Genomic DNA, 12,414 nt, shown 5'->3' on the forward strand with positions numbered 1-12,414 from the left:
ACTTGATTTACTATCAATCAGAAAGTTGGTGACAGATTGAACCTAGAAGCACCAAAATATTGGGAAAGCTTTTGCTTAAAAAATGGTGTGTCACAAGCGTCATTATATGAAATTTTTGCTTTTGGAAATACGAAAGAACACGCAGATGAATTAGCAGATTTGGTATTGGAAGGGAAGAAAACAGGGACAAGCTCAGGGTATGAGCTTTACCAAATGGATAACGAACCATTACCTAAAGTTGGTGACTACTCCGTCGTTGTGAATAGCTCTAAAGTACCGATAGGCATTATCCAGACTGTCGAAGTGGTGATCCTACCTTGGAAAGAAATCACCGAAGAACTGGCAGCTACAGAAGGTGAAGGCGACTTATCTCTTATGTATTGGCAAAAGGGACATTACAATTATTTCAAACCTTACTATGAAGAACATGGACTATTGCTCAATGAAGAAACGAAAATCGTCTTTGAACGATTCCAACTTGTTGATCGATATTTGCCGAAAAGTGAGGAAACCAATGCGTATTGATTTAGTAGAAGAAGCAATAGAAAAGAAAAAAATCGTCCAAGAAATCTTGAATGATTTGCCAGAGTGGTTTGGCTTGCCAGATTCGACACAAGAATATGTTGAGGAATGCCAAAAGTATCCATTGTGGGTCTTACAAGAAGCTAGCGAGCCAATAGGGTTCATCAGTTTGAAAGAAACAAGTAAAGCCACCGGTGAGATCTATTGTATGGGGATAAAAAAAGCCTATCATCATCGAGGATTAGGTAAGCGATTACTAGGTGAACTAGAATCCTATGCAAGAGAACATTACCTATTTTTACAAGTGAAAACGGTCGCCGAAGGGCACTACGCTATCTATGATCAGACGATTGGATTCTATCGAAGGATGGGTTTTGTTGAGCTAGAAGTGTTCCCAACCTTATGGGATGAATGGAATCCATGTTTGGTAATGATAAAAAGTCTTAACTAAAAAAGAAAGCGAAGATGGAACTCTCGCACATGACAGTTGTCATTCGTGGTCGTAAATGTTCGACAGAAGTCGTTACGGAGATCTTTGATGCAAAAGAAGTGTATTCGAGTAAGGAAAACAATACTCCTTATTTCCAGAAACATTCTTATTGATCGGTGATGTGTGGGTGGCATTAATGGAAGATAAGCAATCAAAGCTTCCCAAAACCTACAATCATATTGCCTTTGAAATCACTCCGGAACAAATTCCTTTATATAAAGAACAACTTCGTCTTCTAGACATCAAAATTGAAGAAGGACGTTCGCGGGTAGCAGTAGACATCCATGCGGGCAATCTAAATGATCGTTTGAAGAGGTATGAAGAATAACTATAAGTTTTCAGGAGTAATGGGATGATTAAAAAAGTGAAGAAACTAGACCGAGAGATAATGGATCGGCTACTAACTATTTGGTTAACGACCAATATCAAGACACATGATTTTATTGATGAGAAATATTGGTATGAGAAAGAAGCGTTGTTGAAAAAAGAATTGCCAAAAGCAGAAATTTATTATTGTGAAATGAATAGTCAGATTGTTGGTTTTATGGGAATCGTGGACAAATCTTATTTAGCTGGTATTTTTGTAGAGTCAACATATCAAAATAGAAAAATCGGACAAAAACTGATTGAAGCTGCTAAAAAAGAAAAAGAACGAATAAGCTTGCATGTTTATGGTAAGAATAAAGGAGCAATACGATTCTACTTTAGAAATGGCTTTATAAAAGTGGATGAACAAATGGATGAATCGACGGGTGAGAAAGAATACCTTATGATCTGGGAAAACATTAAACAGATCTAATGAGTACAAAAAAATTTGTTTTGGTTCCGATTAACAAAAAACAAGATCGATCCTTGAAGGTTGATCTTGTTTTTTTGCGATATTACTAGCGATTGAATAGCACAAACGGCAGACTTGTGAGTAATGCGATCACCCCACAAATCAATCCAAACAAAAGGACGATTCCTACCTTTTCGATCCGATTTCTAACCTTGTCTCTTTGTTTACGTAGAGGTGCTACTTCTTTGTTTTCCATGAATGCAACGATTTCTTTGTAGGTTTTGATATTCTCTTGTTTTTTGAGTCCCTCGACTTTTATTGCGCCGTACATGCTGACGATCCAAAAGATCAAGGGAAGAGCTAATCGCCAATTACCAGATAAAAACAAGGATGGCCCAATTGAAATCAAAGCAAGGAGCATTGATACGAGCATGACTTTAGTATATTTGTTTATTTCCAGAAGTGTCACATTTTCTTTCATCTTTTCCACATCTCCTTTGACTAATTGATCCAAAGAAACGTCAAACAGGACACTCAGTAACAATAAATTATGAATATCGGGATAGCTACGCTCATTCTCCCAGTTTGAAATCGTTTGTCTTGAAACATATAATTTTTCGGCTAATTCTTCTTGGGATAAAGCTAGCTGTTTACGATATTTTTTTATTTGATGACTCAAGTCCATAGTATCCGCTCCTTCTTATCTCAGTGTGATCGAAGAGGTCAAAATCGACGATCAAAGGTTTTTGTCATTGCCAGATTTAGCATGTAAAAAGTCTTTGACATGCTTTAAAAAGCTGTTTTTTCTGTATTCACTAGTTATTTATTATGTAAATGGCTGATCATTGGTTTATTAAAAATAATACGTTTTTTTTGAATGAACCAACGATCCCTTAAATATATGATATCATAAACTTAATCCTGAAAGGATTAATGGATTGGAGGAATGGTTTTGGAGAAGACAACAAGTGTAGAAAAGAAGAAAGTTTATTTTTTATGTACCGGTAATTCATGCAGAAGTCAGATCGCTGAAGGGTATGGTCATGCATATTTGGAGGAGCAATTTGACGTTCGCAGTGCTGGAGTGGAGACACATGGGTTGAATCCACGTGCCGTAAAAGTGATGGCAGAAGATGGCATCGACATTACGAGTCAAACTTCAGACTTGATTGATCCAGATTATTTTAGCCATGCGGACTTGATCATTACGCTTTGCGGAGATGCGTTAGATAAATGCCCAGTGATTCCTGCTCATATCCGTCATGAACATTGGGATCTAGAAGATCCGGCAAAAGCTACTGGTACAGAAGAAGAGATTTTTGCTGAATTTAGAAAGACCCGCGAAATCATCAAGGAAAAAATAAAGGATATGGCTAACTAAGGGTAAAAAAAACTGTCTATAATGAAGAAATATGTATTATTCTTTTGGTAACGAGAATTCAATGGAGTATTGAACTGAAGAAAAAGGTGCCTTTGCCATTGTCAGCGTATCAAAGCGAGTACCGTTAAATGATTTGATCAAAAAAGTGTATAGTGATAGGCGGTTCTCAGTCAAGACATGGAATGAAGGTCGTTGAATCAAGTGGATAAAGACGAGTAATCATCTAGAATGTATATTCATTCTAGGATATTACTCGTCTTTTTTTTAGAAATCAGGCATACTAGAATTATAGGTAGATTGGAAACGATTTAAAACGTATGTATTTTTAATAAGGAGAAGAATATGAGACCAAAGTCAAAAGAGGAATTATTGATACTCGCAGCTGAAAATTATGAGAAGTTACAGCAGTTGATCGATTCAATACCTGAGGAACAAAGAGAAGTGGCATTTGATTTTGAGGAAGTATTTCTTGAAAAGAAAAAAGAAGCACATTGGCGAAGGGATCAAACGATCAAAGACGTGTTGATCCATTTATACGAGTGGCATTGTTTGCTATTAAAGTGGGTGACTGATAATCAAATGGGAGAAGCGGCGCCTTTTTTACCGGAGCCGTATAATTAGCGAACGACAGCTGAGATGAATCGTGGCTTTACAAAAAAGCACCAGACTACTACGTTGCAGCAAGCAATTGACTGGTTGAAGGAAAGTCATGAAGAAGTGATGATGCTGGCGAAAACCTTCGATGACGATCAGCTGTTCCAAAAAAAACAGTATCCTTGGGTAGGAAATACGACACTTGGTGGTTATTTTGTTTCGGCTACATCGAGTCATTATGATTGGGCGATCAAAAAAATCAAACAAAGTCAAAGGCAAAAACAAAAGGGAACTAACGCGAAATAAGAACAAAAAAATAGGAATCAATAAGATTCCCATTTTTTTAAAATCGCTCTTTTTAGTACCAACCGTTAGCTAACCAGAAAGCTTTTGCAGCGTCCCAAGAGCCATAACGAGAGGCAACATATTGTTCTGCTACTCTTTCTTGATTGGCAGCAGAGTAGTCACCGTTCAAGTAAGAAGAGTCTAATTGGTAACGGCCGATATAGCGTCCGTTTGTTGCTGTGTAAGAACCGCTAGATTCTTTTTGTGCGATCCATTCTTTGGCATCGTTCGTACCAGTTGAAACAGCTACTTCAGTAGCAGGTGCTTGTTCCACAACGGGCGCTTCTTCTACTACAGGAGCTTGTTCCACTACAGGTGTTTCCACAACTGGAGCTGTTTCTTGAACAGGTTCTACAGGCGCTTGAGTAGCGACAGGAGCAGCTGCTTGTTCACCAGTAGGAATAGTTAATTCTTGACCTGAAAAAATCAGGTGAATGTTTGAGATTGAGTTCGCTTCGGCAATTGTTTGGATCAAGGAGTTGTCACCAACGTATTTTTGAGAAATCGTTGATAAAGTATCACCTGATTGAACAGTGTAGGCTTCGTCTGCGTGTGCAGAAGTACCCATAAATAATGCAGCGCCGGCGGCCAAAGTTGTTCCAAAAAGAATAGTTTTAAGTGATTTCATGAAAGATCTCCTTCGTATTTTAAAAAGTTATTTTGATTAGCTGTTTTCGCTAACGAGTAATACTTTACCATGGGATTATATTTCATAGGTGAAAGATACGTAACAGTTTGTGACAAATGCTCCTTTTTTGTAACAAGAATGTGTTTAAATAATGTGCGTTTTAATTAGAAAAACATCATAAATGAAGAATTGTGCGCTTCTGACATTTGTTTTTTATTAGAAAGATTCAAAATAAAAAAATAGAAAATGCTCAATTTTAGTTTGAAAAGCCGAGAAAAAAGTGAATTTTTTATAAAATTTATACGAAGTGATAGAATAAAAGAAACAAGGAGATGGGATGGATGACGAATATGTATAAAAAAATAATGGTAGCGATTGATGGTTCGGAAAAAGCCGAGAAAGCATTTGGCGAGGCTTTAGAATTAGCGAGAGATAACCAAGCAGAATTATTGATCGTTTCAATTATCAATAAAATCGATTTGACACATAGTGCCTATGCGTTCTCAAAAATCTATGCAGAAGAAAAACAAAAAACAGAAGTGGAACTATTGAAGAGAATCAATGATGCCAAAGAATTTGGGATTGAAACGATTCATGCAATTGTGGAGACCGGTGATCCAAGAACATTGATCGCCACTGTCTTACCAAAACAAGAGTCAATTGATTTGATCGTGATGGGGGCAACAGGTAAAGGCTCGATCCAACAAGCGTTAGTAGGGTCGACAGCTTCTTATGTGGTGACTCATGCGCCTTGTAATGTGTTGGTCGTTAAATAGATGCCGATTCCTGATAAGCTACGTTGCTGATTTCCAACGTGGCTTTTTTAGTCGTGAAGAGTAGTACTGGTAACTAAGGATGTTTGTAAAGGTAATAAATCCATAAGATCAATATCGTTAATGAAATAATCAACCCTAGTTCATGTGAAAGTAATTTTGCGGTGGGTTCCCAATGCCGAAGGGAAAATATTTTGTGGGAAAAATAAGCGACTGGTAAAAGTGTCAGCAATACGGAAAATTTCCGCTTCGTCCATTTCGTGTAGTAGATTGCTAAAGTTGTCATAAGAAAAAAAGGAACATAAAAAACCAGTTGTCCCATAGTGTCCATACAATATACGCCTCCAAGAAAAATGAAATACTTAAATAAAAATAACACTTTGTACGTACATGCACAAGGGGGGATGTCATAAAATTTCTTGATTTCAACAAAAAAGTTGTTTTTTTGATTCTGAACGTACTTATTGTTATAATTCTTTTAAAGAAAGGGTGTAATGTTTCATGGACCAAGTTGTTTTAGAAGTTGATCTACATTTAGAAAACGATATCCGTATTTGCTATTATATCGTAAGTAATAGTGTGGAACCGCGAGTTTTAATGAATAAAATCGACGGTATTTTATCAAAAACAGATTTCCATCAATTTAATGATGGGGAAGAGAGTTACTATAGTATTCCAGTGGAAAAGGTAATTTACACGAAAGTGAATGTGCGGAAAGATTTAGATACGAAAGAAATACATGCGCCGATATTCACTGATTATTGAAATAAGCTGGAGGCAATCAAAGATGAATCCCTATGAACAAATGATCCAAGAGTTGATGGATGGAAAAATCCAAAAAATAGAGGTCAAACGTGAGGAAGTCATGGCTTTTCGCGAAGCATGGTTAAAAATTGAGAATCGCAAGTTTATTGTTGGAAAGGCCGAGCTGAATGGCAATGTGACGTATCACTATGATCCAACAAGATTGTACTAAAAGCAGGTTTTGATAAAAGTGTGGCTTTTGCAAATACTCATGATGTTTTAGAGTCGCCAGAACCTTAAAAGATCCCCGACAATCGTTGATTGTCAGGGATCTTTTGTTTCTAAATGTGATATTCTGGCTCGAACCACCTTACGAAAAGATGATTGTTCATTTGAACAGATTTTTGAATTTATCCGTTATTCCTTGAAAATCGACACCTTGGAGAAATTCTTGGGCTTTTTCTTTGTAAGGACCTAATTGTTCTTTATGCTCTTCGAAAAATGTTTTGGCTTCAGTGAAATTGCCACTTTGGACCAGATCTTTGATTTTCTGAAGTATTTCTTCTTTATTCATAATGAAACACATCCTTTCTTTCCTATTATAATAGCAAAAATCTATGAAATTTTATAAAAATAACTTCTGTGCTCAAGTCCGATAAAAAACTCGATCTAGAGACGGATGAATCTGATTTTTTTACAGGCTATACTCAAAGAGTAAAGAGGAGGTAGGAAAATGAAAGTAATCAAAGTATTAGTAGGTGCCGTTGTATTCAGTGGCTTAGCGTTATTTGGCTTAAAGTTTTATACGCAGGGTGCTAGTGGAGAATTGCCAGCAGTTATTGACCAATTGAATCCGTTAGTCACAAAGGGAGAAGTGTATGTCAAAACAAAACAGCCCGATGAAGTCAATTCGTTCGGTACAGCAAAATATATCCAAAAAGCAGTTGATGCAAATGGTAACGAACGCGAGATTGAATTTAATGGGTTATCTGTTTTAAAAAAAGACCGTTACTTGAGATTGACGAATAAAGGCGCTCATGTTGAAACATACGAAGAAATTCCCAAAGAAGAGGTACCTAAAGAAGCATTAGCTATAATTGGTTGATTTTATTTTTATTATGTAAACTAAGTATTGGATTAAAAAATAAGCCTAAGAATAATTGATTAATGACTTAATCATTCGTTCTTAGGTTTATTTTATTTTCTTGCCATGCTCAATTTCAATTGATCGATCCGCCGTTCCAATTTTTTGATCAATCCAGCAGGCAAGCCAATGATTTCTGCGGATGCCAAGACAGAAGAGAGCAACTGATATTCAAGTGCTTCTGCATGGGTTTTACGATAAATGGTGGCTAGACGTTCGATGTACTCAAAATGAGTATAGCCAGTTTGAATGATCAAAAATTTCAACAAATCAATGGCTTTCTCGTAGTCTTGCTCTGAATAATAAGTCAATGCTTGTCGATAAAGTTTGATTTCAAGTAAATCGAGGGAAGCAGGGCTGTATCGGTTCGTCCATTCATTGACTGACACTTTTTTTTGGATATTCCCAGCAGTATCACGGACGAAGATGATTGGGATTTCATTTGGATCCGCCTTTTTATGAATAAATCGTTCCACAGATTCTTGCTCCTTCCATGCGTTGTTAGCTTGAGTATAAGCTATTTTTCTAGGAAATACTAGTTCTTTTCTAAAGTAAGCATTTGTCCGCCCATAGCAGTAAATACTTGCTCAAAGTCATCGATTGGTACCGCACGATTTTTTATGCCATAAGGATCATTGACATAGATCGATTGATCATCGTAGCCAGTTACAACACAGGCATGGACTAATGGCGTGACTTGTACTTCACCGTTTGCAGTCGTCCAAGTCATGAAATCATTTTCTGTCGGCCCTTGAAAATCGATCGTGACAGAAGCCCACACAGGTTTTTCTTCTTTTAATGCATTTTTGATGTCAGTCAAGCTTGCATCCGTTTGCGGTTCGGTATGATAATCGGTTTGTAGGATTTCTTGCGCTAACGTAGCGATTGGTGGAACATAGACACCCATTGCCCAGTCACCACCCCAAATCTCACCAACGAACCCTTCATTTGGATCGCCATGAGTGCCATCAGCATTGAAAACGGGGACATAATTTAGTTCTTCGGCTAATTGATTTTTGGTGGTTTCGTAGCCATAGAAGCGCAGCAGCATCGATAAGGCGGTTACTTCACAGCCATTCTCTAGTGCAGGTTCATCGAATTGATTTTCAAGAGGTACGTCGAGTAGTACTTGTTTTTCTTCGGTTTTGCTTGTCTGCTCTATGTTTTCCTCCGTTATTGATTTCTGATCTTCTAATTGTTTATTTGTAAAGTAAAAGACGCTTGAAATCAACACTAGCGTTGCCCCACCTAGTAGTAATCGTTTTTTACTTTTTTGTTTTGACATGAAAGACTCCTCCAGACTTCTTTCTATTATAATTGTTTTTCTAAAAAAAACTACATGAATCTGCCTGATCAAATGTAAAAAAACAAGGAAAAACAGTCCCAAAAACGATTTTTTTATTATGTTTAGCTGTTAAAATTTGTGAAAACGAAAACAGTACGCTATAATGCGGATAGATCAAATAAGAGTTTGATCAAAACACCACTAACGAAACACACAGATAAAACGAAATGATTTTCTGTGGCAAACTGTTTGAGTAGTTTAGGAGGATTTTGATGACGGAAGAAATGATTAATTTAGGAGAACAATATTCATGTAGGCCCATTGGTTTTACCAAATCAGTTGTTGGAGAAGTTGTTTCAAAAATGACGAATTGCGCCGTAGTCAAAGTTGCCCAATGCGCTATAGAAGATCAAGAATTATTAGAAGAAAAAGCTAGCATGGTAGTAGCTAAATATGATACATTTGAATAAGAAGATATGGACATGCAACATCGAATGATAATGTTGCAGGTCCTTTTAAGGTTATGAAAGGAGCATTGAACACTAAGGTATCAGACAGAAAAAACGAAAATGCCTATTTCATTTTTGAGTTTTTTGGCTTATGACCGAAGTGCTGCTCCTTGAATACCGTTTGTTCAGTTAGAGGGGACATGATTTACCCCTTTGATTTTCTAGTTTCAAGAGTTGAAAATAAAGGTGTGGATCGATAAGATGGTTTCCTTTTTTACAATAGTTCTTTTTTTATTTGTCATCGTCATGTGCTTATTTCTATGGCTTGTACGACGAGAGATCGTTTATAAAACGGTTCGGAATCGCTGGGTCTATTTAGTTGTTCCTTTCCTTGCTGTACTGGTTCTATGGTATACATTGGTTAGTCAACCAACCACTGATGAGTTAGTGAAAGGCATCTTGGCTTCTCTTGTGTTATTGAGTTTCTTGTTAGATAGTCGAGGACTTACTACAGAAGGGCTAGTTTTGAACAGCTTTGACCGCCGTGGAGTGCCATATTCTGAAATCAACAAAGTCGTTCTTTACCAACCAAAAGATTCGAAAGAAGTCAAAATGAATTTTTTCCGGAACGGTTGGCGTGGCCCGTTATTGAAATTTTCTGTCTCATTAGAAGAATTGATTCCTTTTTTAGCAAAACACTTAAATGATGATGCAGAACTTGATATCATGATCGAGCATGAGGATGAATGATCCATTGAAATGACAAAAAAGACAGCTCCTTCTTTTAATAGAGGGAGCTGTCTTTTTGTATTAGTGGAATTAGCCAAACACGCGGAAACGATCAGCATCGTTCATATATTCTTTTTCGCCAGCTGGAGATTCAGGTGAACCAAAGACTAATTGTGCACGTAATTTCCAGTTTGCAGGAATCGACCATTCTTTTGCGACAGCTTCATCGATCACTGGATTGTAATGTTGTAGGTTTGCACCTAAGCCTTCTTCGCTTAATGCCACCCAAGTATTGGCTGTAGCAATACCATTTGATTGTTCTGACCAATCAGGGAAGTTATCTGCATATAATGCAAATTGCTCTTGCAAGTTTTTGATCACATCTGTGTCTTTGAAGAACAAGACAGTACCGTAACCTTTTTTGAAACTAGCTAATTTGTTTTGAGTATTTTGGAAAGCATCAGCAGGTGTCAGTGGACGTAAAGCTTCTTCTGTCATTTCCCATAATTTTTCATGTGCATCGCCAAATAAGATTACTGCACGTGTTGATTGCGCATTGAAAGCAGTAGGGCTTTCTTTGATTGCTTCTTGGATCAATGTTGTTAATTCTTCATTTGATTGTGATACGTTACGGCCTAGATCATAGATCGAACGGCGGTTTTTTAAGATATTTGTAAATTCAGTCATAGATTAGTTCTCCTTTAATTCGCTTTTCTGCGTTTTTTTCTTGATGACAAAACGAAGTATATCATCTTACAAAAAGTAAGTAAAACAAAACGCTCAACAAAATGTAAGAATAGAAAAAAGATGTTCTTTTACATAAAAAATTCGTTACGAGACCGTTTACATACTGAATATACCGACATTTAAGCTTTATGATATGAAGTAGACTATATAATTATTAAAAATAACCTATGTTTTTTCTTATCGTTTTCCCATTAAAATTTTGTTGTATTTATAGAAAATAAGTATATATTTCTTAAATAAATATTTTTACACGGATTTTCGGTAAATATGTGTATTATTTTCTGAAAATTAAAAGAATTGGGGTATGGGAATATGGAAAAACAAGACAAAGGGTTCTTCGGTCAGCCGAAGGGATTGTCTACATTGTTCTTCACAGAGATGTGGGAACGATTCAGTTATTATGGTATGCGCGCCTTACTGATCTATTATATGTACGACACGGTAGCAAATGGTGGACTTGGTTTACCTCGTGCCACAGCGTTGTCGATCATGTCGATCTACGGTTCGTTGATTTATATGTCGAGTATCGTAGGCGGCTGGTTTTCAGATCGTGTGTTAGGAGCCAAAAAAACCGTCTTTATTGGTGGGATCTTCATCATGATCGGTCATGTTGTTTTGGCATTGCCGTTTGGTGTCTCTACTTTATTTATCTCGATGGCACTGATCATCATCGGTACAGCTTTCTTAAAACCAAACGTTTCGGGAATGGTTGGGCATTTGTATACGAAAACCGATTTAAGAAGAGATGCAGGATTTTCGATTTTTTATATGGGTGTCAATTTAGGCGCATTGCTCGCGCCGTTGATCGTCGGTACGATCGGTCAAGAGTATAACTACCATTTAGGTTTCTCATTAGCCGCTATCGGTATGTTCTTCGGGTTGTTGCAATATGTGATCCAAGGACGTAAGACATTGGATGGAGTGGGTATGACACCTCCAAATCCTTTAACACAAGGCGAACGCAAAGGATTTATCCGTAATGTTGTGATTGCATTGATCGTATTTGCTATTATTTTTGGTGGAGCGCAACTGACTGGACATTTGACGATCGATTTCTTTGTTAATACGATCAGTGTCTTAGGAATCGTTTTACCACTTTATTACTTTATCAAAATGTTGACTTCAAAAGATGTTTCAGTGGAAGAAAAACCACGCGTATGGGCATATATCCCGTTATTCTTAGCAGCGATCATCTTTTGGTCATTGCAAGAACAAGGGTCATCGATCCTCGCGCTGTTTGCAAGTGAACGGACACAATCGACTTTGATGGGTGTTCCGATCCAAGCGAGTTGGTATCAATCATTGAACCCGATCTTCATCTTTATTTTGACTCCTGTGTTCGTTACTTTATGGACACGGTTAGGTAAACGTCAACCATCAACTGTAGTGAAGTTCTCACTAGGTTTGTTATTTGCCGGATTGTCCTATCTGTTATTGATGTTGCCGGGGATGTTATATGGAACAGCTGGAAAAGTCAGCCCGCTTTGGCTGATCGGTAGCTTTTTCATTATCGTGATCGCTGAACTTTGCTTATCACCTGTCGGCCTATCAGTGACGACGAAATTGGCGCCTAGAGCCTTCGAATCGCAAACGATTGCGATCTGGTTCTTAGCAGATGCTTCTTCCCAAGCAATCAATGCACAAATCGCTCGTTTCTATACACCAGGAACTGAATCAGCCTACTTTGGGATCATCGGTGTGGTTGCAATCGTCGGTGCAGTGATTTTATTTGCCATCAAAGAACCAATCAAAAAATTAATGGGTTCGATCCACTGATTGGATCAACATCATTTGTCGGAGAGGAT

Annotated in this window: 20 protein-coding genes and 1 pseudogene; 14 read left to right on the forward strand and 7 right to left on the reverse strand. The window is 37.4% G+C overall.

What is annotated here, in order from left to right:
• The first annotated feature begins 36 nt into the window (after positions 1–36).
• Genes IGJ00_RS06705 through IGJ00_RS06725 form a run of 5 tightly spaced genes read left to right on the forward strand, consistent with a single transcriptional unit; the run spans position 37 to position 1,811 of the window.
• Complete coding sequence (locus tag IGJ00_RS06705; protein WP_438844226.1) at positions 37–525, forward strand: ASCH domain-containing protein; 489 nt, start codon at positions 37–39, stop codon at positions 523–525.
• Positions 515–973 carry a GNAT family N-acetyltransferase gene (locus IGJ00_RS06710; protein WP_438844227.1) on the forward strand — a complete coding sequence of 153 codons (459 nt, stop codon included), beginning with the start codon at positions 515–517 and terminating at the stop codon, positions 971–973. Before IGJ00_RS06705 ends, IGJ00_RS06710 begins: the two co-directional genes overlap by 11 nt.
• A 14-nt stretch (positions 974–987) precedes the next feature.
• Entirely contained in the window at positions 988–1,125 is a 138-nt protein-coding gene (locus IGJ00_RS06715) for a hypothetical protein (RefSeq protein WP_438844228.1), read from the forward strand.
• Positions 1,126–1,148: 23 nt separating this feature from the next.
• Positions 1,149–1,340, forward strand: coding sequence for a hypothetical protein (locus tag IGJ00_RS06720; protein WP_438844229.1), 192 nt, complete (start codon positions 1,149–1,151; stop codon positions 1,338–1,340).
• 24 nt (positions 1,341–1,364) lie between these two features.
• A complete protein-coding gene (locus IGJ00_RS06725; protein WP_438844230.1) occupies positions 1,365–1,811 on the forward strand; it encodes a GNAT family N-acetyltransferase in 447 nt (148 codons plus the stop codon).
• Positions 1,812–1,896: 85 nt separating this feature from the next.
• Here IGJ00_RS06725 and IGJ00_RS06730 read toward each other — a convergent pair whose 3' ends face one another.
• Positions 1,897–2,475, reverse strand: coding sequence for a helix-turn-helix domain-containing protein (locus tag IGJ00_RS06730; protein WP_074799683.1), 579 nt, complete (start codon positions 2,473–2,475; stop codon positions 1,897–1,899).
• A 261-nt stretch (positions 2,476–2,736) separates the two neighbouring features.
• On the opposite strand from IGJ00_RS06730, the gene arsC reads away from it, so the two are divergent.
• Together arsC and IGJ00_RS06740 are read left to right on the forward strand one after the other, a co-directional pair.
• Positions 2,737–3,171, forward strand: a complete 435-nt coding sequence (gene arsC, locus IGJ00_RS06735) for an arsenate reductase (thioredoxin) (RefSeq protein WP_438844231.1) — start codon at positions 2,737–2,739, stop codon at positions 3,169–3,171.
• 342 nt (positions 3,172–3,513) lie between these two features.
• Positions 3,514–4,071, forward strand: a pseudogene (locus tag IGJ00_RS06740) (ClbS/DfsB family four-helix bundle protein).
• Positions 4,072–4,123: 52 nt separating this feature from the next.
• Here the strand turns inward: IGJ00_RS06740 and IGJ00_RS06745 are convergent.
• On the reverse strand, positions 4,124–4,738 hold the full coding sequence (locus tag IGJ00_RS06745) for a LysM peptidoglycan-binding domain-containing protein (RefSeq protein WP_074799681.1): 615 nt from the start codon (positions 4,736–4,738) through the stop codon (positions 4,124–4,126).
• Positions 4,739–5,079: 341 nt separating this feature from the next.
• On the opposite strand from IGJ00_RS06745, the gene IGJ00_RS06750 reads away from it, so the two are divergent.
• Complete coding sequence (locus tag IGJ00_RS06750) at positions 5,080–5,514, forward strand: universal stress protein (protein WP_023519554.1); 435 nt, start codon at positions 5,080–5,082, stop codon at positions 5,512–5,514.
• 73 nt (positions 5,515–5,587) lie between these two features.
• Here the strand turns inward: IGJ00_RS06750 and IGJ00_RS06755 are convergent, their stop codons facing one another.
• Positions 5,588–5,842 carry a glucose uptake protein gene (locus IGJ00_RS06755; RefSeq protein WP_438844232.1) on the reverse strand — a complete coding sequence of 85 codons (255 nt, stop codon included), beginning with the start codon at positions 5,840–5,842 and terminating at the stop codon, positions 5,588–5,590.
• Positions 5,843–6,012: 170 nt separating this feature from the next.
• Between IGJ00_RS06755 and IGJ00_RS06760 the strand changes: the two genes are divergently transcribed.
• Together IGJ00_RS06760 and IGJ00_RS06765 are read left to right on the forward strand one after the other, a co-directional pair.
• Positions 6,013–6,276, forward strand: a complete 264-nt coding sequence (locus IGJ00_RS06760) for a hypothetical protein (protein ID WP_071867831.1) — start codon at positions 6,013–6,015, stop codon at positions 6,274–6,276.
• A gap of 22 nt (positions 6,277–6,298) precedes the next feature.
• Positions 6,299–6,487: a hypothetical protein gene (locus IGJ00_RS06765; RefSeq protein WP_065095892.1), complete on the forward strand. Its 189-nt coding sequence runs from the start codon at positions 6,299–6,301 to the stop codon at positions 6,485–6,487.
• A 156-nt stretch (positions 6,488–6,643) separates the two neighbouring features.
• Here IGJ00_RS06765 and IGJ00_RS06770 read toward each other — a convergent pair whose 3' ends face one another.
• Entirely contained in the window at positions 6,644–6,829 is a 186-nt protein-coding gene (locus tag IGJ00_RS06770) for a hypothetical protein (protein ID WP_071867830.1), read from the reverse strand.
• A 159-nt stretch (positions 6,830–6,988) separates the two neighbouring features.
• Between IGJ00_RS06770 and IGJ00_RS06775 the strand changes: the two genes are divergently transcribed.
• A complete protein-coding gene (locus tag IGJ00_RS06775) occupies positions 6,989–7,360 on the forward strand; it encodes a YxeA family protein (RefSeq protein WP_071867829.1) in 372 nt (123 codons plus the stop codon).
• Positions 7,361–7,452: 92 nt separating this feature from the next.
• Here the strand turns inward: IGJ00_RS06775 and IGJ00_RS06780 are convergent, their stop codons facing one another.
• A complete protein-coding gene (locus IGJ00_RS06780) occupies positions 7,453–7,875 on the reverse strand; it encodes a hypothetical protein (protein WP_071867828.1) in 423 nt (140 codons plus the stop codon).
• A 59-nt stretch (positions 7,876–7,934) separates the two neighbouring features.
• A complete protein-coding gene (locus tag IGJ00_RS06785) occupies positions 7,935–8,684 on the reverse strand; it encodes a C39 family peptidase (protein ID WP_086334610.1) in 750 nt (249 codons plus the stop codon).
• A gap of 272 nt (positions 8,685–8,956) precedes the next feature.
• Between IGJ00_RS06785 and IGJ00_RS06790 the strand changes: the two genes are divergently transcribed.
• Positions 8,957–9,154 (forward strand): hypothetical protein, encoded by a 198-nt coding sequence (locus tag IGJ00_RS06790; RefSeq protein ID WP_010735604.1) that lies wholly within the window; start codon positions 8,957–8,959, stop codon positions 9,152–9,154.
• Positions 9,155–9,394: 240 nt separating this feature from the next.
• On the forward strand, positions 9,395–9,883 hold the full coding sequence (locus tag IGJ00_RS06795; RefSeq protein WP_071867826.1) for a hypothetical protein: 489 nt from the start codon (positions 9,395–9,397) through the stop codon (positions 9,881–9,883).
• Between the two features lie 69 nt (positions 9,884–9,952).
• Here IGJ00_RS06795 and IGJ00_RS06800 read toward each other — a convergent pair whose 3' ends face one another.
• A complete protein-coding gene (locus tag IGJ00_RS06800; RefSeq protein ID WP_438844233.1) occupies positions 9,953–10,549 on the reverse strand; it encodes a nitroreductase family protein in 597 nt (198 codons plus the stop codon).
• Positions 10,550–10,921: 372 nt separating this feature from the next.
• Between IGJ00_RS06800 and IGJ00_RS06805 the strand changes: the two genes are divergently transcribed.
• Positions 10,922–12,385, forward strand: a complete 1,464-nt coding sequence (locus tag IGJ00_RS06805) for a peptide MFS transporter (protein ID WP_086334611.1) — start codon at positions 10,922–10,924, stop codon at positions 12,383–12,385.
• The last annotated feature ends 29 nt before the right edge of the window (positions 12,386–12,414 follow it).

The sequence above is a fragment of the Enterococcus sp. AZ062 genome (genome assembly GCF_051715065.1).
GTDB lineage: Bacteria > Bacillota > Bacilli > Lactobacillales > Enterococcaceae > Enterococcus_B > Enterococcus_B mundtii.